Source organism: Streptomyces sp. NPDC033229, assembly GCF_055576875.1.
The window spans coordinates 79,903-100,507 of record NZ_JBVIQR010000019.1 but is presented as its reverse complement, the minus strand read 5'-3'; the positions used below and the strand labels follow the sequence as shown (position 1 = coordinate 100,507).

Genomic DNA, 20,605 nt, shown 5'->3' with positions numbered 1-20,605 from the left:
AGACCCGCCTTGCCGCGCACTCCTGCCCTTCTCGTATTCATCCAGACAAGGCCTTCATGCCCGTCCATCAGCTCTCGGACCTCATACGCCACGCCCGTCACCACTCGCCGTTCTACGCCGAGCTCTACGCCGACCTCCCGCCGGACGCGGACCGCCTCGCGGACCTTCCCGTCGTGGACCAGAGCGCGTTCTGGCAAGCCAACACCCTCCAGCACAACCGCGTGCTGACCGCACCGCTCGCCGAAGCGACCGTCTTCAAGACCGGCGGCACCAGTGGTGCGCCGAAGTTCTCCTGCTACACCCGGGAGGAGTGGCGGGAGTTCGTCACCGTTTTCGGCCAAGGTCTGCTCGACGCGGGGCTGCGCCCCGGTCACCGGGTCGCGGACCTCTTCTACGCCGGGGAGCTGTACGCCAGCTTCCTGTTCATCCTCGACTCGCTCGCGCACGCCCCGGTCGACAACGTCCGGCTGCCCATCGGCGGCGGCGCCCCGCTGGAGTCGACGATCCCCACCCTCCACGACTTCGCCGCACAGGTGGTGGCCGGCACCCCGACCACCCTGTGCCGGCTCGCCGAGCACCTGATCTCCATGGACCGTCAGCTCCCCGACGTGGAGCTGCTGTTCTTCGGCGGCGAGGCGCTCTTCGACGACCAGCGCCGACTGCTGGCCGCCGCCTTCCCCCACGCCGAGGCCCGCTCGCTCGGCTACGCCAGCGTCGACGCCGGACTGCTCGGCTGCCCCGTGCCCGGGCCGGACGCGCGGCTGCACCGCGCGTTCACCCCGCACTCCGTCGTCGAGATCCTCGACGAGACCACCGGCGAAGTGATCACCGAGCCGTACCGGCCGGGTCGCGTCGTCGTCACCAGCCTCTTCCGCCGCCTCATGCCGATCATCCGCTACCCCGCGGGCGACCGCGCGGAATGGACGGAGACCGAGGGGCACTTCCGCATCCTCGGCCGTGCGGAGGAGGGCGTCCGCGTCGGCCCCGTCTCGCTGTACTCGCAGGACGCGCAGGCCGCCGTCACCGCCGCGGACACCCAGGGCCGTGTCATGGGCTCGCAGCTCGTGGTCCGCCGCTGGGACGGCCGCGACGGCCTGATCCTTCGCCTGGCCACCGCACCGGGCGACGACGACCCGGCGGAGCTGGAGGTGCTCGCCAAGGAGATCATCACCGAGCTGTACACGGCCCGGCCGCTGTACCCCGACAGCGAGCAGGCCGGATTCGTGCACCCGCTGACGGTCGAGTGGGTACGCCACCGCGACCTCGCCGTCAACGCCCGCTCGGGCAAGCTCGTCCGCGTCATCGACGAGAGGCCGACCGCATGAGTTCCCCGACGACCGACACCGGCCGCACCCGGCCGCTCGTGCTGCGCAACCGCGCGTTCGGCACCGTATGGCTGGGCCAGGTCCTCACCCAGGCCGCGGTGCGGATGTTCCAGGTCGGCGTGTCCTGGTGGCTCGTCGCCTACGCCGTGACCAGCGGCCGCGGCCTCGCCTCGGGCCTGTTCATGGCGGTCAGCACGCTGCCCGCCGTGACCCTCGCCCCCGTCGTCGCCCGGGCCATCGCCCGCTTCGCGCACCGCTCGCTGCTGCGTACGGCGGCCGGGGCCGCCGGTGCCACCGCGGCGGCGCTCGCCGTGTGGGCCGGCACGAGCGATCTGCCGCTGGCCGCCGCGTACGCCGCGACACTGGCGCTCGCCACCTGCCAGGCGTTCTTCGACCCCTGTCTGACCACCTCCGTGCCCGAACTCGTCGACGACGAGGACATCGAGGCCGCGACCGGCTTCGAGCTGTCCACCCAGTCGCTGGCCAGCCTCGGCGGGGCACTGCTCGGCGCCCTGATCGTCGACCGTGCCGGAGTGGCGGGGCTCGCGGTCGGCTGCGCCGCCGCCTATCTGTGCGCCGCTGCGCTCATCGCGACCGCGCGCTTCCGCACCTCGCCCACCGAGGGCGCCGACGCCGCCGAGGCGACCGGTGCGGGCGCCGAAGCCCGGCGGACGCTCCGAGCGGTCCTCGCCGACCTGCCCTTCGTCCGCAAGATCCTGATCTGCTTCGCCGCGGCCAATCTCTTCACCACCGCCGTCTTCGTCATCATCCCGCTCTACACCAGGTCGTCCCTCCAGGGCGGCGGTGGCACCGTCGCCCTGCTCGAAGCCTCCCTCGGCGCGGGCACCCTGATCGGCTCCTTCACCGGCGCCCGGGTACCCGGCCGCCCCACCGTCGTCGGCTCGCTCTGCCTGGGCACGATGGCCGTCGTCCTCGCCCTGCCCGGCGTGATCGCCGAACGGCCCGTCATCGCGGGCTGCCTCGCGGTGGCCGGCTGGTGCGTGGGTGTGATCGGCGTCCGCTTCGTGGCCCTGTTCCAGCGGCTGGTCCCCACCTCCGACAAGCCCGCCTTCTTCGCCGTCATGCAGGCCCTGCTGGGCGCGACGTTCCCCGTGGCCTCCCTGCTGTTCGGCCTGCTCGGCGACCACCTCTCCGCGCAGACCCTGTGCCTGATCCAGGCGGTCGGGCTGATCCCCGCGGCCTGCGCCCTGGCGCTGCTGCGCGAGCCCGGCACCACGACTGACACCGACACCGACACCGAGGCGGCGGCGGACGCGCCGGCGCGCGAGAGCCGGCCGCTGGCCGACGCGGGGGGAGCGCGATGACCGCCACGATCGGGACGGCGACCCCCGCCGACATCGCCGATCTGCGCCAGCTCTACTACGCCGTCTACGGACCGCACTACCCCGTCGCGCTCGGCACCGACCCCGCCGAGATGTCCCGCCTCATCGCGGACCCGCACTCCCTCTGGCTCGTCGCCCGCTGCCCGCGGACCGGCGGCCTGGCCGGATCGGCGGCCATCCGTGGCGAGGCCGGCAGCCGCACCGGCAAGCTCGAGGGCCTCGCCGTCCACCCCGACCACCGGGCGGCCGGACTGGCCGGGACGCTGACCGAGGAGCTGTGCGCGCGGATGCTGGACTCCGGGCGGCTGGACTCGGTGTACGCCACCGTCCGCACCGTCAGCGCCGGACCGCAGCGCGTGGTCTCCCGCAACGGCTTCCGTCCCCTGGGCGTCCTGCCCAACGCCGTGGCCCTCAACAGCCGCGAAAGCCTCGCACTCTACGCGCGTCACTCCGCAGGGGTACTGGACCGACGGCTCCCCGTGCCCGAGGTGCCCGCGCCGCTGGCACCCCTGCTGCGCACCGTCGAACGCAGCCTGGGCATCAGCTACGCCCGCACCGAGGCCACCGCCCCGCTCCCCGCGCCCGCCGGACCGACGGCGGCACCGCTGGAGATGATCGAGGCACCGGCCTTCGTCCGCCGCCGCTTCCACGAGCGCTTCCCCGACGCCGCCCAGTGGTTCTACCCGCTGCACACCCCCAACGTGCTGCTGATGCCCGACGACGGCCACTTCGAGGTGTACGCCTATCTCAACCGCACCGGGGGCTACTGCGCCCTGGTCGCCGCGCACCCCGCCCCGGCCGACGCGGCCGCGTGGCTGGAGCCCCTCACCCGGACCCTCACCCGCGCCGGCGCGGGCTACGTCGAAGCCCTGCTGCCGCTGTCCCAGCACGGCCTGCTCTCCGCCTGCCTCGCCCAGGGCTTCATCCCGAGCGCCCTCTACCCGGCGATGCGCCCCGAAGGCGACGGCTTCACCGACTACGTCGTGATGACCCGGACCACCGAGCAGATCGACTTCCGCGGCCTGGCCGTCGACGAGCCGCTCCAGCCCTACCTGGACGCCTACGTGTCGGCCTGGGCGTCGACCTACCTGCCCACACTCGAGGTTGCCCCATGAATCCGATGAATCCCCACCTCGCTCCCGTCGACGTCCCCGACCCGGCCCTGCTCGCCCGGGTCCAGGAACTGTGCGACCTGACCGACCCCTACGCCGTCGGCCCCGCCGAGGACGAGCTGTTCGCCGCGGCCATGGCCGAGAGCAACGCCTGGCACAGCGAACGCTCCCCGTTCTTCCGCAGGCTCCACGAGGCCACCGAGGAAAGCGCCCCGGCCGGGGAGTTCACCGCCCCGCTCGTGCACGCGAACTTCTTCAAGCGCCACGAGGTGCTGTCCATCCCCCGTGACGACGTCCATCTGCACCTGACCTCCTCCGGCACCACCGGCCAGAAGTCGCAGATGTTCTTCGACGAATGGACCATCCGCTCCGCCCAGCGCATGGTCGCCCGCATCTTCGACCGCAACGGCTGGATCACCCCCGACCAGGAGGTCAACTACCTCCTCTTCAGCTACCAGCCCGCACCGGACCTGAAGCTGGGCACCTCCTTCACCGACAACTACCTCTGCGACTTCGCGCCCGCCCGGCACGTCGAGTACGCCCTGCGCAACACCGGCAGCGGGCACGAGTTCGACCCCTTCGGCGTCGTCGCCGCGCTGCGCCGCTACGCCGAGGACGACATCCCCGTCCGCATCCTGGGCTTCCCCGCGTTCCTCTGGTTCACCCTGGAGCGGATGCGCGCCATGGGACTGCCGCCCCTGACGCTCCCCGAGGGCTCGCTGATCCTCTTCGGCGGCGGCTGGAAGGGCCACGCCGACCAGCAGATCGGCAAGGACGAGCTGTACGGGCGCATCACCGAGCAGCTGGGGGTCCCCTCCGAGCGGATCCGCGACACCTTCGGCTCGGTCGAGCACTGCATTCCCTACATCGAGTGCGACCACCACCGCCTGCACGCCCCCGTCTGGTCCCGGGTGTTCATCCGCTCCACCCGCACGCTCGAGCCGCTGCCGTACGGCGAGACGGGCTATCTGCACCTCGTCTCGCCGTACATCACCTCCGTACCGGCGCAGAGCGTCGTCATGGGCGACCTCGCCACGCTGCACCCGGGCGAGGAATGCGGCTGCGAGCTGAACACCCCCTGGTTCACCCTGCACGGCCGCGCCGGTGTGAGCCGCAACAAGAGCTGTGCGGTGGCCGCCGCCGAACTGATGAAGGGCATGTCGTGATGACCGAAAACGTGCAGCACCACTACTGGCAGGGCACGTTCGTCGACGACGAGGAAGCGGGCCGCCGGCTGGCCGGCCTGTCCGCCACGGTCGAGGCGGCGCTGGCCGAGCCGCTGGACACCGAGACCGTCCTGGCCGCCTGCGAACAGCTCGCGGCCGCCCTGCGCGACCCGGCCCACCCCACCCACGCCCGTCTGGCGGAGCACCTGGCCGAGGGCGAGGACACATCCGTCCTCACCGAACTGGCCGCCTTCCTCAGCCGGCCGGAACTGACCACCAAACTCCGGCGCGAGCTCGGCGGCACCAGCCCGCAGCGGCTGAACCGCCCCGACGCCAAGGAGACCGTCTACGAGGCCTGGGCCCCCGTCGGTCTCGTCGCGCACATCGCCCCCGGCAACGCCGCCACCGTCGCGCCGCTCAGCCTCGTCGAAGGCCTCCTCGCCGGAAACGTCAACGTCCTCAAGACCAGCAGCGCCGACACCCTCCTCGCCCAGCACCTGCTCGCCGAACTCGCCGCCCTGGACCCCACGGGCGCCATCGCCGAGCGCGTCATCGTGCTGCGCTTCTCCTCCTCCCGGCAGGACTGGCTGGGCATGATGTGCGCCCCCGCCGACGCCGTGGCCGTGTGGGGCGGCGAGAGCGCCGTCGAGGGCGTGGCGGCCCATGTGCCGCCCGGCTGCCGCCTGGTGGAGTGGGGCCACAAGATCTCCTTCGCCTACCTCACCCGGGACGCCTGGCAGGACCCGGCCGCCCTGGCCGCCCTGGCGACGGACGTCTGCCTGCACGAACAGCAGGCGTGCTCCAGCCCGCAGGTCGTCTACCTCGACACCGAGGACCAGGACGAGGTCTTCGCCTTCGCCGAGCGCTTCGCCGCCGTCCTCGGCGGCATGCCGCCCGCCGAGCGCGACACCGCGACGAGCCCCGCGGAGGAGGCCGAGCTCACCACCACCGAGCTCATCGCCCGCCTCGAGGAGCACCTGGACCTGACCCGCGTCATCGCCGCCCCCGACGGCTCCTGGCGTGTCATGGCCGACATCCGGCCGGCCCTCACCGCCTCCCCGCTGCACCGCAGCGTGTGGGTCAAGCCCCTGCCGCGCAAGAACCTCCTCGGCACCCTGCGTCCCATGCGCCGCTATCTGCAGACCGCCGGCATCGCCGGTGACCGCACCGATATCGCGGAGCTGTCCCGTCTCGCCCTGGCCGCCGGGGCCACCCGCGTCACGCCGCTCGGCCGGATGCTCGGCGGCTACTCCGGCGAGCCGCACGACGGTGTCTACGCCCTCCAGCGCTACAGCCGCCGCGTGGCCGTCCAGGCCGACGAGCGCTTCGCCACCACGGCCTGCCTCGACGACCTGACCCGGCCGGTCTCCTTCCCGCCGCCCACCGGACCGCTGCTCGACAAGGCGGCCGTCCAGGAGCTCAACGACAGCGTCGACCGGCGTGACGCCGAGCTGTACTTCCGCAGCGGCGGCAGCACCGGCAAGCCCGCCCTGTCCCTGTTCACCTACGACGACTACGACACGCAGATGCGCGCCGCCGCCCGCGGCCTGCTCGCCGCGGGTTACGACCCGGCGCGCGACCGCACCGCCAACCTCTTCTACTGCGGCGGCATGTACGGCGGCTTCATCAGCTTCTTCTCCATCCTGGAGCGGCTGGGCGGCACCCAACTGCCGATGGCGGCCGGCCCCGACCACCGCGTCACCGCCGAGGCACTGGTCGCCCACGGGGCGGACACGCTCTTCGGCATGCCGTCCTACCTCTGGCAGCTCCTCCACGAGCAGGCGGACCTGCTGCGCTCGTACGGCGGCATCCGCAAGATCTTCTACGGCGGGGAGCACTTCACCGCCGAGCAGCGCCGCGTCCTGACCGAGGACTTCGGCATCGAGACGGTCCGCTCCATCACCTACGGATCCACCGACCTCGGCCCGCTCGGCTACCAGTGCACCGAGTCCACCGGCGGCGTCCACCACCTGCACGCCGACCTGCACACGATGGAGATAATCGAGACCGAGGCCGACCGGCCCGTGCCGCCCGGTGAGACCGGCCGACTGGTGTTCAGCACCCATGCCCGGCGCGGCCAGAACCTCGGCCGGTACGTCATCGGCGACCTCGGCCGCGCCCTCCCCGGCCCCTGCGCCTGCGGCAACAAGTCGCCGCGCTTCGAACTGCTCGGCCGGGGCGGCGACGTGATGCGCGTGGCGGCGTACTTCCTCAACTACCGCCGCTTCGTGGCCATCGCCGAGCAGGACTGCGGCTACCGCGGCGAACTCCAGGTGCTGCTCGCCCGCACCGAGGCCCGCGAACAGCTCACCGTCCGCGTCGAGGCCACGGACACGGCGGAGCCGCGGGAGCTGCGGACGGCTTTCCTGGCGGGCTACGAGGAACTGCGCTCGGCCGTCGACGACCGGCTGCTCGACCTCATCGTGGAGACGGCCGACGGCGCCGACTTCGCCCGTACGGCGACGAGCGGCAAGCTGCGTGCCGTCGTCGACAACAGGCAGGGCTGAGCGGCAGGATCGAACGGCCCGAAGGCGGCTTCGGCGGACCCCGACGGCGGTCCGGCGAAGCCGCTTTCGGCGTCCCATGGCGCGCGACGACAGGGTGGCGGCCATCCTGGGCGCGGCGGGGCCGGCCGCGGAGAACAGGTGCCCTCTTCCGTCCCGGGACACCCGCGCACCCCGGTCCGCGCGCCCTCCGGCGCGCGCCGGAGCCCGGCCGGGCGACCACACCTCGCCCCGCCCGGCACACCCGGTGACGAGATGCGTGCGCGGGGAATTCATATCGGGGTGCTCCGCGCCCGGCTGCGGGAGCGGGAGCCGGGAGGGAAGGGTGTTCCATGCCAGATATCCGTCTCGAACCCCCACCGGACCGACCTCGACTGCCGGAGTTCCCCGCCACCGTGGAACCCGCGATCCGCGACATCCCCGGCCCCGGCCCGGAGCCGGGCCCCGCCGAGCCCGTCGGGTGCGACCGCGCGACCGCCCCCACGAGCGAGGAACTGCTGAGCCGGGTCGCGCCCGCGCTGACGACGGACGACCGGGTGCGCGCCGCGCTGGACGGCCGCCGGTACGCCCTCCTCGGCGCCAGTGCCCTCGCCGACGACAAGGACCGGACCACCCCCGCGATCCTCGTCCTCGCCTACGACTACACGGGCGGGCGGACGCTGGAGATCACCCTCGACGACGGCGCGCCGCCCACGGTTGCCGGCCTGGTGGAGAGCTCCGCCCAACCCGGCCTGTCGGACGCCGAGATCGAGCGTGCGGTGACGCTCGCCCGTACCCACCCCGAGGTCGCCCGGCGGGCCACTCCCGACTGCGTCCCCATGGTGCTGCTCACCAGCGACGTCGCCGAGGGCGACGAGCACCACGGCCACCGCCGGGCCTATGTGGGGTTCGGCCTGCCGGACGAGCGGCTGCCCCGGGTCCGGGTCGTGGTGGACCTCGGCGAGGAGCGGGTGCTCGGCGCGGGAGGTGACGGCGATGAGTGAGACGGGGCACGTCGTGTGGCCCGGTGCCGCGAACCCGCTGTGGGTCTTCGACTGGCGGCTGGCGGACGCGCCCGACGAAGAGGGCATCGTGATCCTGGCCGCCGCGTACCGGGGGCACCGGGTGTTCTCGAAGGCGAGCCTGCCCTCGCTGCGGGTGCAGTACCACGGGCCCTGCGGCCCGTTCAAGGACCCCCTCAACTACAACAACGCCCACCCCACCGCTCGTTGCCCCCGCAGCCGGGTGTGCGTCTACTCCTACACCGGCGCCGGGCGGCGCGCCCTGAGCGTGGAGTCGTACCACACCATCGGCGCCTACCGGCTGACGCACCGCTGGACCTTCTGGGAGCACGGCGTGGTGATGCCACGGCTCTTCAGCGCGGGACTCCAGTGCCACTACGACCACCGCCATCACACCTACTGGCGGTTCGACTTCGACATCGACGACAACCGGCGCGACCTGCTGCTGGAATACAACGACTACACCGCCGACGAGGGGTGGGGAGCCGGCTGGCACCCCTTCCGCACCGAGACCAAAAGGGTCAAGAACGTGCCCTCCCGACGCAGTTGGGCCGTCCTCGACCGCGACAGCGGGCGCGGCTACCACCTGCTTCCCGGCGCGAACGACGGCGTCGCCGACGCCTTCTCCTCCTCGGACCTGTGGCTGCTGCGCCACCGCGCGAGCGAGGACCGCTACGGCAGGCAGGGCGGGGCCCACGCCGACGGGCTCGACGCGTATGTGAACGGTGAGAACACCGACGGGCAGGACGTGGTGGTCTGGTACTGCGGACACCTCTTCCACCGCGTCCATGAGGGCGGTGACGACTGGCACAGCGTCGGCCCCGACCTCGTGCCCTTCGGGCCCTGGTGACGGCGCGGCGGCCACCTCCCCATGGAGCCCCGCGACGCCCACGGGCCGGGCACCCGGGAGGAGTCGAACTCCTCCCGGGCACCCGGCCCGATGGACGGGGTGGCCCCGGGGCTCAGTGCCCCTTGGCCCGTGGTGCCGTGGACACCGATCCCTGGCCGCCTCCGAGCTTCCACTCCCGGTGCAGCGAACCGAGGGGAATGCGCTTCTCGAAGATCGGCGTGCCGAATACCCGCAGCTGAGCCTGGAGCGCGCCCGACAGGTCGAACCCGCCGAACGCCGCCCACCGACCGGTGGCGGAGGCGGTGCCGTCGCTCGCACCGGTGGCGCTGCCCTCGGCCTCGGCCCGCAGGTACGGGGCCAGTTCGGCGTTGACACCCGCCATGCCGTACAGCCCGACGGCCGCCTCGGCGCCGAGCGTGGCCTTCACCTGACCCGCGGCGGTCGCCGTCGCGACCACCGGGGTCGCCTTCAGGTCGGACGTCGAGACGGGGCTCCAGCCCTTGCCCCGGGTGTAGTCGCCGCCGACCCGGAAGTCGCCCTTGACGCTCTGCTTGACGTCGACGCCGATCCGGCCGTCACCGTCCACCTGGAGGTAGCAGGTGAAGTCGACGTTCACGACGACCGGCACCGGACCCACCTGGATGACGGGGGCGGCGTGCAGCTTCGCGAACGGCAGCCGCAGCGGCTTGCCGTCCTTGGTGGACCCGGCCGCCTGCCCCTTCAGCTCCCACTGGGAGGACCAGTCGCCGGAGAGCCCGAGAGACGCGGTGCCGGGCGTACCCGCGGAGCCGAACCCGCCGCCGTTGTAGGAGAAGTCGACCTCGGGAGCCAGCTGGACGAAGCCCGCCACCGACGCCTCGGCGGACACCGGGGCGCCCTTGGCCGTGGGGACCGAGGCTCCGACGTCGATCCGCAGGCTGCCCAGCGGCACCTTGCCGCCCTTGGGGCCGAACCGGACGTCGCCCGTCTTCGCCCAGGAGACCTTCGTGCCCTTGAGCAGCGGCTCGACCTTCATGGCGGCCGGGTCGACGGGCACCTTGCCGTCGGCCTTGGCGTCGCCCAGCAGGGCACCGAGCGTCGCCGGGGCCGTGTTGACCTCGGTGCCCTGCCCGGTCTTCCCCAGCACCTCGGTGACCTTGGCGAGCACGCCGTCGGGCGCCCCGGGGGCGGGCGCGCTCGCGATGACGTCACCGACGGCCACGGCCGACTTCGGGGGTGCCGCATGGGGCGGCGAGGTGTGTCCCGCTGTGGGCTTCTTCGGCGCGTCCGACCCACCGGAGATGACGGCCCGTCCGCTCTTGCGGTCGAACGAGGCGATCTTCAGTGAGGACTTCTGCGCCTGACGGCCGCCGCCGGAGGGACGGGCCACGGCGCTCGGGGCGCCGGCCGCGTGGGCCGGCGCCGCCTGGACGGCGAGCTGCGGGGCGGGAGCCGCCGCCGGGGAGGCGCCCCCCTTCGGCTCCGCGTCGCCGCCGACCGCGGCGGGGGAGGGGGAGGCGGCCGAACACCCGGCGACGAGCAGGGAGGCGGCGGCGAGAGCGGGCAGTAAAGCGATACTTCTGTGGGTCTTGCGCAAAATGGGATCCTCGGAGCGTGAGGTGGGGGCAGGCCGCAGGGAATCGACACCTGCGGATTGCGTCACACGGCTGCGGGCGCGTTGTGTACCCGCCGGTAATGATCCGCATGATCATGCCATGCGCACGATGGCGACCGGCCCGCTTCCCCCGACACCGGGGCGATGATCTGGATCACACATCCCGCGGACGACGCGTCAACTCCCCGCCCCCACAGGCCCGGCGGGCCGCTACGACATCTCCCGACGGCCCGTCATGCGCCAGTCATGCGCTCGTCATGCGGAGGAAGCGTGACGCGCGGCCCCGGCTCACTTCCGGGACGGCAGCTTCCACGGACTGACACCGACCTTGCCGGTGGTGCCCAGGTCGATGCCGGAGTCCGGCTTCACCGTCTGCCAGGGCTCCCCGTCGGCCGGGGCCACCTGAAGGTACGTGGCGCGCACGGCGGTCACCGTCGCATCCGTCACGGTGTTCCGCCACAGCAGCCCCGCCACGGCCTTCTCGCCGGGCCGCAGCGTCACGGCCCTCGGGGTCGCGTCGCCGGTGGTGGCGACGGAGGAGGACCCCTCGGTGACCGTGACGTCGATCCGCTTGCGGTCGCCGTCCAGGACGCGAACCGTCGGAGAGCCCTTCACGGTGTAGGGCCGCGTACCGCAGTTGACCATCTCCAGGGTCAGCGAACGCAGTCCCATGGCACCGTCGACGGGACCCGCCTGGATCTCGACGCACGGCGTGGGAGGGGCCGCGTCCGTCGTCGGGGCGGCGGGGGGAGAGGCGGTGCAGGCGGCCAGAAGAGCGGTCACGGCGACCGGCGCGGCCGCTCGCCCGAGGCGGCGCGTCCGGCGCACCGTGGCCCAGATCGTGTTCACCCGCCGATCGTCCCATGCCCCCGTCCGCCCGGCTCACGCCAGCAGCAACGCCCGGTCCCAACGGGTCGCCGGCGCGGTGTCGGTGGCGAAGGTGTGCAGCGCGAGTGCCGCGCCCGCCGCGCCGGTGAGGAAACCCGCCGGGTCGCTGACCGTGCCGGCATCCGGCAGCGGGGGCCGCAGGCCGAAGGGTTGGTCGGTGGCCGCCAGATCCAGGACGCGGTCGGCGATCCAGGGCAGCCACGCGCGCAGTCCCGGGTCCCCCGTGTCGTCCGCCATGCGCCAGGTGGCCTGCAGCACACCCGCCCAGCCATGGCAGAGCCCCGCGTCCGTCAACCCCGCCCCCACCGGCCCGCCCTCGGTGTGACGGGCGCGCGTGAGCGCCGCGTGCCAGGCGGTGAGCGCGGCGCGGCGCCACTCGGGCACGTCCAGCGCGCTCCCCGCCAGATACAGCGCCCTGGCGATCCCCACGGTCCCGTAGCACCACGACGCCCGGCCCGGTGCGCTCTCGTTGGCGGTCACCGCACCGCCGGGAGCCAGGACCAGCGTGCGGGGCCACCAGCCGCCCTCCTCGTCCCGCCGCTCGATGTCCATCAGCCACTCGGCGAGCACCCGGATGGCCCGCTCCTGCCCGGGCACGACCACTCCCTGCCGCCAGGCCAGGGCCAGCAGGGCCAGCGGCCCGGGGGCGCCGTGCGCCAGGCCGACATTGGCGTGGCCGGTCTCCGGGGCCGTCGGCGCGTAACCGGAGGAGTGCTGGGCGGTCCACCAGCCCGGCAGCGAACGCCCGTCGAGCCGCAGCGGCACGGCCAGCCCCGTCAGCGCCGTCAGGACCTCGGCCAGTGCCTCGCCATTGCCCTCGACACCGTCCTGCCGACCGTCGAGCAGATGCGCGCCCAGGCCCGCCAGCCCCGAGATGACGTCGTACGTCCCGACGCTCACGCACTCCCCGCCGTGCGGGCGGCGCCGCCGTTCCCAGGCGGCGAGCCCCCGGGCGAACGCCCGGACGTGCCCGGCGAGCCGCGCGGCCGCCGGAACCGGACGCCCGGAGACCAGCTCGGCGCGGCACATGGCGAAGGACAGCGCGGGAATGCCCAGATACAGCCCCGGAGCCGAAGGAGGGGTGGCACCCGACGCGTTCTTGGCCAGGGCGACCGCGTCGGCCAGCCACCGGTGCGCGGTGCCCAGGGCGCCGTCCGCCACCCGCCCGCGCTCCAGGTGCAACAGCGCGATGCCAGGCGCGCCGTCGCTCAAGGTGAGCGCCCGCGACGCGTCCTCCGACGCCGGCAGCAGCGCCCGGACGCGGGCCGGATCGGCGAGCCGCTCGGCGATGTCGGCGGAGAGGGCCGCCGCCCTGTCCCGTGTGCTCATGCCCGCGCCCGCTCCCGGCCGATGTGCGCCCGCACCGCCAGGTGCGCCAGGGCGAGCGACTCCTCCTCGGCACCGCGGGCCGTTCCCACGAGCCGGTTGTGATGCATGTGCAACAGGGACGTCAGGACCGTGCCGCCCTCGGCCCACGCCGCCTCGCCGAGATCGCGCAGCCGGGCCCCGTACGCGGCGACGGCCGGGCCGCGACGTTCCCAGGCGCGCAGCACCTGAGCCCCGCCCGGCCGCCGGGCCAGCTCCGTCCACCGGCCGTCCGGATCGATGAGCCGCCGTGCCTCCTGCCGCAGGGCGGTCGGCGCCGCCCGGTGCCCGAGCGGGCCCGCGTCGGCTGCCAGCCGGTACGCCGCCTCGCGGTGGCCGGGGCCTTCGGTGCCGGGGAAGAAGCGGTGGGCCAGGTCCACGTAATTGGCCGCGGCCAGCAGCCGGGGGTCGATGTCCAGGGCGCCCTCACGGAGCAGGGCCACCTGCTCCAGGCACGCCCGGCTGTCCGCGTCGAAGGCCGCCTCGGCGTCCGCCATCGCCTCGGGCCCGCCGTAGCGCTCCCACTCGGGTTCGTAGGCGTCGAGCACCATGCGCGCGCACCATCCCTGTCGCCGCAACTCATCGGCCCACGGCCCGAGGAGGGGCAGCAGCCTGCCGCCGAGGACCTCCGGGGTGCCGTGGAAGCGCAGCCGCAGATGGGGTGCGGGGTCGCTGTAGCGGAGGAAGTGCCAGCGGTCCACGCCCTTCGGCAACCGGCTCAGCAGGCCGGGGAGCCGCCGGGCGAGCAGGGTGTCCTGGTGTTCCGCGGCGCAGTACAGCTTGGCGTAGAGCCACCGCGAACCCGGGCCGTGGACCGGGTGCGGACGGACCGTGCCGATGGCCGGCGGCCGGGCCGTGCCGGGGGTGGTCCGTACGAGCGGAAAGGCGACCTCGGTGGGCCGGCCCCCGGACCAGCCGTGGCCGTACGCACCCGCTCCGGGCAGTTCCTGGAGGAACGCTCCCGGGCGGCGCTGCCACTCGTGCCGCAACAACTCCAGGTGCCCCGGGTCCTTCAGATCGAGGGCGATGCGGTGGTCGGCGTACACGGAGGCGACCTCGTCGGGCACTCCCGCCCTGGCGCGCCAGGCGGCGAACCGCCGCCGCCAGGTGCCGGGTGGTGTGGTGGGCGCCCCGAGCGCGGGATCCGCGGGCCGCCAGCGGGCCGGCGCCAGGACGGTCCGGCCGTAGCGCACGCGGGGCAGGAAGGGCAGGGCGGCGGCCGTGCCCCAGTCCCACCCCGGCCACGCGGCCTCGCCGCCGCGCTGGATCTCCTCCAGGAAACGGGCGACGTCGGGGGCGTTGCCCGGTGGCAGCACCATGGTCGGCAGCGTGGGGACGACCTCGCGTCCCAGCGCGGTCGACACCAGGGCCAGCCGCCGGGGTTCCGCCACCACGGCCAGGTCCGCGAGGCCCAGGGCCTGCGGGGAGCCGCGGTCGGTGAACGCGGACACGGTGATGGTGTGGTCGAGCCACCCGGGGACCTTGGAGACGTTCGCGGCCTTGCCGGTGCGTGGCGAGAAGCCCAACTGGGCGCGGACGGCGGCCGGATTGCGGGTGGGAGTGGCCCGTACGACGCGGCCGAAATCCTCGGCGGCCTCGCCCAGCACATGGGCGAACCGCCCGGCGACCGCCCCCGCGACCCCGGACACCCCGCCCACGACCAGCCGGAACTCGCCCTCGGCCATGGCCGTCAGGGAGTCCGCCAGCACCTCGGTCAGCAGGTCGAACGACGGCGGCGGGCCGGGGTCGTCCTCCGCGGCGGGCCCGGCACCGGCTCCGCGCAGCTCGGCCAGCAGCTCGTCGTCCAGCAGGATCTCGCGCTGTGTCGCCATGGCCGCCTCCTGGGCCCAGGCCAGCAGCAGCCGGTCGCGCGCGGCCGCCCCCTCCTCGCTCCCGCCGCCCGAACGGCCGTCGGGCGCGTGGGTGGCGCCGTACCCGTCGGGGACGCCCAGCCCGCGTGCGGGATCGAGCAGTTCCAGCAGCGGAACCGACCGGCCCGTGCCGTACCGCTCCAGGAACCTCGCGTGGTAGTCGCGGAAGTGCCGGGGCCCCGGCCGGCCCGTGGACAAGGACACCAGCGCCCGCGCCGCGCGTTCCGCCTCCGCCCGTACGACGTCGGGCAGGCGGACGTCGGCGTCCAGCGCCAGATCGACCTGCACCGGACGTTCGGCGGGCCGAAGCGCGCGCATGCGGTCCGTCACGGCCGTCAGGGCCGGGCCGCCCCGGCCGACGGGCGCGGCGGCGTAGGCCGCCAGCCCGCTCCGGATGTCGATCAGCTCGTCGACGACCCGGCGGCTGTCGGGCGACAGGGCACCGCTGTGCCCGGCCAGCAGGCCGAGGACGTGCTCCACCGGGTCGCCGTCGTCCAGCGGCGGCCGCAGTCCGGTGAGCAGCAGGCCGAGGCGGACGAGCTCGGCGGCCATCCGTGCCACGGTGTCCGTGGCCACGTCCGGATGGTCCTCGCCCAGCAGTTTGACCAGGTCCGGCCAGGCGACGGGGGTCGCGGCCAACTCGAAGGCGCGGCGCACGGGCTCGGTGTGACGTACCGACACCTCCTGGGTTCCGGTGCCGCTCCGCTGCGGGTCCTCGCCCTGGCCCTGTGCCGGGACGAAGGGCAGGACGAGCCGGTCACCGCGGACCGTGCAGACATCATTGGCGGTGACGTGGAGGAGGGCCAGGACGGTGGGGTCGCGTTCCAGGCGGGTGACGACGTCGAAGAGCCAGCCCATGTCCGCCCGGGCTGCCTTGGTGTGTGCCGAGCCCCATCGTGCCTCGGGGACGGGACCGAAACCGGCGGCGGTCACTCCGGCCATGATGCCGAAGGGGGTGGCCCGGCCGCTCATCCGCAGCTGATAGCGCGTCACCGCGCGGGCCGCCCGGCGTGTCTCCTTGGGTGACAGGGCTTGCCCCGCCGCGGCCTTGTCGAGGATTCGGGCCAGCGACGGACTGGCCAGGGCGATGGCCTCACGGAACAGATCGTCGGCCGCGGCCTGCCGCAGCCGGGCGAGATCCCCTGGCTCCGGGCTCACCGCCACGGCGCCCGGAGGACGGACGGCCGCCCGGAGAAGGACGGTATCGGCGCAGGCGAACCCCGCGGCTCCGTCCCCGTTGTCCCTGCCCGGCACCCGCAACACCATCGTCTTCCCTTCGCCGCCTCGCACACCCTCGCTCCCCGGCGTGGGTGGGGTGCCGGTGCCGGGGGCGACCCGGCACCCCACCCACGCGTGGTGGGGCCGACTAGCAGATACAGCCCGTGTCGGGGTTGCAGACCCGACCGGTGATCGGGGTGGGGAACGAGACAAAACCGAGCGCGTCCGCGGCCCCGGTCTCGTCGAAGGACGGCACGGCGATCTCTTCCACATCCAGATCGAACAGGTTCTCCATGGGAACTCCTCCTCATTGCCGGTGTCCGGTGTCCCGGGCGGTATCGCGGCCGTCTGAGCCGCTGCCCGGACCGGTTACGCCGGACTCTAGGAGCGGCCCGTCAACCTTCGATCAACGCCGGATCAACGCCGCCGGCCCGGCAGCGGGAAGCGGGCCCGGCAGGGCCCGCTCACGGCACGGTCGGTGTGACTGGTCGGTGTGACCGGCCGGAGTTCGCCGCCCCACCCGCTACCTCTTTCTCGTCCGGAGCAGCAGGGCGTGGAAGGTGCGCTGTTCCTGCGGGCTGAGGGCGGCCAGCGGGGAGTGATGGGTCAGCAGTTCCAGAAGCCGGTTGCGCAGGGCGGTGCCTTCGCCGGTCAGGGCGAGCTGCTTGGCGCGGCGGTCCGTGGGGTGGGGGCGGCGTTCGACCAGGGCCAATTTCTCCAGCCGGTCGACGACGAAGGTGGCATTGGAGGGCTCACAGCTCATTCGGTCGGCGAGTTCACGCATGGTCATCGGGCCGGTCAGCTCACGCAGGGCGGTCGCCTGGGGGGCGGTCAGTCCCAGTTGCGCCGCGCGCTCCCGCACATGCGACTCGAGCTGCCGGGCCAGTCCGCCCACCAGCCCGCACAACTCCCGCTCTGCGGCGGCGCGCGGCTCTGCACCGACCATTGGGTCCCCGGGCACGAGGTCATTGGTCATGCCCGTCATTCTACCCAGTTGCATCAAGCTTTCATCATTGCAACTTGAATGATTCTAGTTGTAAGTTTCTTGTACAGCGCCGCCCGCAGCGGCGCCCGTCACGAGAAGGAGACCGCGGTCATGACGCGTCCCGCATCCGCCCGTATAACCGACGCCTCGCAGGGTGAGCCGGAAAGCCACCGGCGGTTGAGCCGGGTGTCGGGGATCCGGTCGTTCAGGCTGGGCGAGCTGAAGATCAGCTACGTCCCGGACGGGGCGGTCGAGCTCAAACCGCTCGGCTGGCTGGCGGACTCCACCGAGGAGTACTGGGCGGCCCACCCCGAGTACCTCGACGCCTCCGGCAATCTGGTGGCGAGCATCGGCGGGCTGCTCGTCGAGCACGGCGAGCGGGCCCTGCTGATCGACGCGGGCTTCGGGCCCCAGGCCTGGCCGGCGGATCCCGAGCACCCGTTCATCGGCGCCATCCACGGCGGTGAACTGCTCGACCATCTCGCCGTCCTCGGCCGCGCGCCGGAGGACATCGAGGCAGTGGCGTTCACCCACCTGCACACCGACCACCTCGGCTGGGCCTGCCTCCCCGTTCCGGGGACGGACCGGATCGCCTTCGCCGGCGCGGAGTATCTGTTCTCGGAGCCCGAGTGGGCGCAGCGCCGCCCCAACGCCGGCCACGGGGTGACGCAGGAGATGCTGACCACGCTGGAGCCCCAGGTCCGTACCGTCGTCGACGACGAGGAGATCTTCCCCGGGGTCCGGGTGCTCCTGACACCCGGTCACACCCCCGGGCACACGGCCTACACGATCACCTCGGGCGGTCTGCGCCTCATCGCGTTCGGCGACGCGATGCACACCTCGGTGCAGATCGACCACCCCGACTGGTCGGCCGGCCCCGACCACGACCCGGTGGAGTCCGCCGTCCACCGCCGTCGCCTGGTGGCCGAGCTCGCACGGCCGGACACGATCGGCTTCGGGGTCCACTTCGCCGACGTGGTGTTCGGACGGGTCCGCCCGAACCCGGACGGCCCGGCCTGGCACCCCGAGCCGTAGGGCTCCCGCTCCCGGACCGTGCCGTCACGCGCCTTTGTGGGTGCCCCTAGCGGGCACCCACAAAGGCGTCGTGGCGGACCGACGACGCCCACCTCGCCGCCCCCGGACCGCCCGATGAACCTTCGGTGCCGGGCCGTTCCTCGCCGGTTGTCATCAAACGCTCATACAAGCAGGCCAACCGGGTAGGGCTCGTGATCGTCTGAGTCGACGACGAACCGATTCACGGCACAGGACGAACCGATTCAAGGCAAAGGGCTGCCTCGTCGAGGAGCGAGAGGACCATGGGCATAGACCGGTACAAGCCACGCCTGCGCCGCCGTAAGGCCGCGGGCACACACAGGCGGCGGTTCATCGACTACCCGCGTCGCGGCAGACAAGGCTTCCGGCGTTGGCTTCCGTCGTGGCGTCAGCTCCTCGGTACCTTCACGCTCTGCCTCGCCTGTCTGTGCGCGCTGTTCGCGTACGTCTACGTCACCGTGGACATCCCCGACGAGAACGCGGCGGCCCGTCAGGAGGCCAATACCTACTACTGGGCCGACGGCACGCAGATGGTGAGCCTGGGAGCGGTCAACCGCAACATCGTCCGGCTCACGGACGTCCCGAAGTCCGCCCAGAACGCGGTGATCGCGGCGGAGAACGAGAGCTTCTACAGCGACTCCGGTGTGTCCTTCAAGGGCATCCTGCGTGCCTTCTTCAGCACCGCGCAGGGCAAGGAGACCCAGGGCGGTTCCACCATCACCCAGCAATATGTGAAGAACACCTACCTCTCGCAGGAGCAGACGATCACGCGGAAGGTCAAGGAGTTCGTCATCTCGCTGAAGGTGGACCGGAAGAAGAGCAAGGACGAGATCCTCCAGGGCTACCTCAACACCAGCTGGTTCGGCCGCGGGGCGTACGGCGTCGAGGCCGCCTCCCAGGCCTACTACGGCATCCCGGCCAAGAAGCTGAACCCCAGCCAGAGCGCCCTGCTCGCAGCGCTGTTGAAGGGAGCCGAGCAATACGACCCCGCGCTCGGGGAGAAGAACCACGAGCGCGCCGAGGACCGTTGGAAGTGGATCCTCGACCGGCAGGTCCGGGCCGGGCTCATGGACCGGTCGGAGCGGAACAAGTACCGGACCTTCCCCGAACCGCGCAAGCAGTCCACCTCCACCAGCCTGGGCGGCCAGATCGGCTATCTCGTCGACGTCGCCAACAAGAACATCAAGCAGCGCACCCGGCTCACCGACCAGGATCTCGGCCACGGTGGCTACCGCATCCACACCACCTTCGACAAGAAGAGGACACGGCAGCTGCAGAAGTCGGTGGAGGGCGTCCTGAAGCGCGACATCGACCCCGGGAAGCGCGGCTCCGACACCGATGTGCAGGTCGGCGCCGCGTCGGTCCGGCCCTCGGACGGTGCCGTCGTCGCCCTCTACGGCGGCCCCGACGCCACCAAGCACTTCACCAACAACGCCGACACCTCCGGCGTGCCCGTCGGATCCGCGTTCAAGCCGTTCGTCCTCGCCGCCGCCCTCAAGGACGGCGCGCGCGCCGGATCGGGCGACGGCGGCCGGCAGGACGTCTCCCTCGACAGCTACTACGGCAAGGACGGCACCCTGCAGCAGTCCTCGGACGTCTTCCCGGCCGCCCGGCCCACCCAGCCGCCCGGCCCCGGGACCCCGGGCCTGGAAGGGCCCGACGAGGCACATCCCACCCTGCGCCAGGCCTCGGTCACCGGGGGCAACGCCACGTTCGTCCAGCTCGGCCGCGATGTGGGGCTGGAGCAGGTACGGGACACCGCCGTCCGCACCGGCCTGCTGAAGGACAGCATGGCGCCGCTGGAGCGCACCTTCCCCATCGGTACCTCCACGCCGAGTGCCATCCGGATGGCAGTGGCCTATGGCACCTTCGCCAATCAGGGCCTGCAGAACGACCCGTACTCCGTGACCAGGCTGCTCAAGGACGGCAAGCCGGTCGAGGGCTTCCAGCAGGCGCCGGCACAGCGCGCGCTCGACGAGGACGTGGCGAACGACGTCTCCGACGTGCTGCGCCAGGCCGGTGCCAAGAGCGCCGGCGACCTCGACGCGAACACCGCCAGGAGCATCGGCCCCTTCGCGGCGGGCCGCACCGGCGACCAGGACCGGCTGAAGTCCGCGTGGTTCGTCGGATACACCAAAGAGCTGTCCACCGCCGTGGCCATGTTCCGCACCAAGCCGAGCCATCCGCAACTGCTGCCCATGTCGGACGTCGGCGGCGAGAACTCCGAGCGGGGCAACGTCTTCCCGCCCCGGATCTGGGCCGACTACATGGGCGCCGCGACCTCCTGAGCGCCGGCGGGCGGGCCCCCACCGGGGCCCGCCCGCCGCACC

The 20,605-nt window shown here is 73.0% G+C and carries 15 protein-coding genes; 9 read left to right on the top strand and 6 right to left on the bottom strand.

Going from position 1 to position 20,605, the window contains the following annotated elements; translation table 11 throughout:
- Positions 1–56 precede the first annotated feature (56 nt).
- The 7 genes from ACZ53N_RS18695 (at position 57) to ACZ53N_RS18665 (ending at position 9,301) form a co-directional block, all read left to right on the top strand.
- Positions 57–1,325, top strand: a complete 1,269-nt coding sequence (locus ACZ53N_RS18695; RefSeq protein ID WP_469141922.1) for a phenylacetate--CoA ligase family protein — start codon at positions 57–59, stop codon at positions 1,323–1,325.
- Positions 1,322–2,650, top strand: a complete 1,329-nt coding sequence (locus ACZ53N_RS18690; protein ID WP_469141921.1) for an MFS transporter — start codon at positions 1,322–1,324, stop codon at positions 2,648–2,650. Before ACZ53N_RS18695 ends, ACZ53N_RS18690 begins: the two co-directional genes overlap by 4 nt.
- Positions 2,647–3,783, top strand: a complete 1,137-nt coding sequence (locus ACZ53N_RS18685; protein ID WP_469141920.1) for a GNAT family N-acetyltransferase — start codon at positions 2,647–2,649, stop codon at positions 3,781–3,783. The genes ACZ53N_RS18690 and ACZ53N_RS18685 overlap by 4 nt, the downstream gene beginning before the upstream one ends.
- Before the next feature lie 5 nt (positions 3,784–3,788).
- Positions 3,789–4,946: a LuxE/PaaK family acyltransferase gene (locus ACZ53N_RS18680; protein WP_469141949.1), complete on the top strand. Its 1,158-nt coding sequence runs from the start codon at positions 3,789–3,791 to the stop codon at positions 4,944–4,946.
- Positions 4,946–7,453 carry an acyl-CoA reductase gene (locus ACZ53N_RS18675; protein ID WP_469141919.1) on the top strand — a complete coding sequence of 836 codons (2,508 nt, stop codon included), beginning with the start codon at positions 4,946–4,948 and terminating at the stop codon, positions 7,451–7,453. Before ACZ53N_RS18680 ends, ACZ53N_RS18675 begins: the two co-directional genes overlap by 1 nt.
- 329 nt (positions 7,454–7,782) lie before the next feature.
- Entirely contained in the window at positions 7,783–8,433 is a 651-nt protein-coding gene (locus tag ACZ53N_RS18670) for a hypothetical protein (protein ID WP_469141918.1), read from the top strand.
- The gene (locus ACZ53N_RS18665; RefSeq protein WP_469141917.1) at positions 8,426–9,301 is read left to right on the top strand and encodes a hypothetical protein; all 876 of its coding nucleotides are present in this window, start codon (positions 8,426–8,428) and stop codon (positions 9,299–9,301) included. Before ACZ53N_RS18670 ends, ACZ53N_RS18665 begins: the two co-directional genes overlap by 8 nt.
- A 112-nt stretch (positions 9,302–9,413) precedes the next feature.
- On the opposite strand, the gene ACZ53N_RS18660 is transcribed toward ACZ53N_RS18665, so the two are convergent.
- The 6 genes from ACZ53N_RS18660 to ACZ53N_RS18635 form a co-directional block, all read right to left on the bottom strand.
- Positions 9,414–10,877: a hypothetical protein gene (locus ACZ53N_RS18660; RefSeq protein WP_469141916.1), complete on the bottom strand. Its 1,464-nt coding sequence runs from the start codon at positions 10,875–10,877 to the stop codon at positions 9,414–9,416.
- Positions 10,878–11,183: 306 nt separating this feature from the next.
- Positions 11,184–11,744 (bottom strand): DUF4232 domain-containing protein, encoded by a 561-nt coding sequence (locus tag ACZ53N_RS18655; RefSeq protein WP_469141915.1) that lies wholly within the window; start codon positions 11,742–11,744, stop codon positions 11,184–11,186.
- A 33-nt stretch (positions 11,745–11,777) separates the two neighbouring features.
- Complete coding sequence (locus tag ACZ53N_RS18650; RefSeq protein WP_469141914.1) at positions 11,778–13,112, bottom strand: lanthionine synthetase C family protein; 1,335 nt, start codon at positions 13,110–13,112, stop codon at positions 11,778–11,780.
- Positions 13,109–16,309, bottom strand: a complete 3,201-nt coding sequence (locus tag ACZ53N_RS18645) for a lantibiotic dehydratase (RefSeq protein ID WP_469141913.1) — start codon at positions 16,307–16,309, stop codon at positions 13,109–13,111. Before ACZ53N_RS18645 ends, ACZ53N_RS18650 begins: the two co-directional genes overlap by 4 nt.
- 76 nt (positions 16,310–16,385) lie before the next feature.
- Positions 16,386–16,532, bottom strand: a complete 147-nt coding sequence (locus ACZ53N_RS18640; RefSeq protein WP_184731863.1) for a hypothetical protein — start codon at positions 16,530–16,532, stop codon at positions 16,386–16,388.
- 228 nt (positions 16,533–16,760) lie between these two features.
- Positions 16,761–17,213, bottom strand: a complete 453-nt coding sequence (locus ACZ53N_RS18635) for a MarR family winged helix-turn-helix transcriptional regulator (protein ID WP_469141912.1) — start codon at positions 17,211–17,213, stop codon at positions 16,761–16,763.
- Positions 17,214–17,333: 120 nt separating this feature from the next.
- On the opposite strand from ACZ53N_RS18635, the gene ACZ53N_RS18630 reads away from it, so the two are divergent.
- Entirely contained in the window at positions 17,334–18,257 is a 924-nt protein-coding gene (locus tag ACZ53N_RS18630) for an MBL fold metallo-hydrolase (protein ID WP_469141911.1), read from the top strand.
- 281 nt (positions 18,258–18,538) lie between these two features.
- Positions 18,539–20,563, top strand: coding sequence for a transglycosylase domain-containing protein (locus ACZ53N_RS18625; protein ID WP_469141910.1), 2,025 nt, complete (start codon positions 18,539–18,541; stop codon positions 20,561–20,563).
- Positions 20,564–20,605: the final 42 nt, after the last annotated feature.

Excerpts from the sequence above, each read along its gene's own strand:
- ACZ53N_RS18635 (WP_469141912.1), bottom strand. The coding sequence starts at position 17,213 with ATGACCAATGACCTCGTGCCCGGGGACCCAATGGTCGGTGCAGAGCCG.
- ACZ53N_RS18625 (WP_469141910.1), top strand. The coding sequence starts at position 18,539 with ATGGGCATAGACCGGTACAAGCCACGCCTGCGCCGCCGTAAGGCCGCG.
- ACZ53N_RS18640 (WP_184731863.1), bottom strand. The coding sequence starts at position 16,532 with ATGGAGAACCTGTTCGATCTGGATGTGGAAGAGATCGCCGTGCCGTCC.
- ACZ53N_RS18690 (WP_469141921.1), top strand. The coding sequence starts at position 1,322 with ATGAGTTCCCCGACGACCGACACCGGCCGCACCCGGCCGCTCGTGCTG.
- ACZ53N_RS18685 (WP_469141920.1), top strand. The coding sequence starts at position 2,647 with ATGACCGCCACGATCGGGACGGCGACCCCCGCCGACATCGCCGATCTG.
- ACZ53N_RS18665 (WP_469141917.1), top strand. The coding sequence starts at position 8,426 with ATGAGTGAGACGGGGCACGTCGTGTGGCCCGGTGCCGCGAACCCGCTG.
- ACZ53N_RS18670 (WP_469141918.1), top strand. The coding sequence starts at position 7,783 with ATGCCAGATATCCGTCTCGAACCCCCACCGGACCGACCTCGACTGCCG.
- ACZ53N_RS18695 (WP_469141922.1), top strand. The coding sequence starts at position 57 with ATGCCCGTCCATCAGCTCTCGGACCTCATACGCCACGCCCGTCACCAC.
- ACZ53N_RS18630 (WP_469141911.1), top strand. The coding sequence starts at position 17,334 with ATGACGCGTCCCGCATCCGCCCGTATAACCGACGCCTCGCAGGGTGAG.
- ACZ53N_RS18650 (WP_469141914.1), bottom strand. The coding sequence starts at position 13,112 with ATGAGCACACGGGACAGGGCGGCGGCCCTCTCCGCCGACATCGCCGAG.
- ACZ53N_RS18680 (WP_469141949.1), top strand. The coding sequence starts at position 3,789 with ATGAATCCCCACCTCGCTCCCGTCGACGTCCCCGACCCGGCCCTGCTC.
- ACZ53N_RS18675 (WP_469141919.1), top strand. The coding sequence starts at position 4,946 with ATGACCGAAAACGTGCAGCACCACTACTGGCAGGGCACGTTCGTCGAC.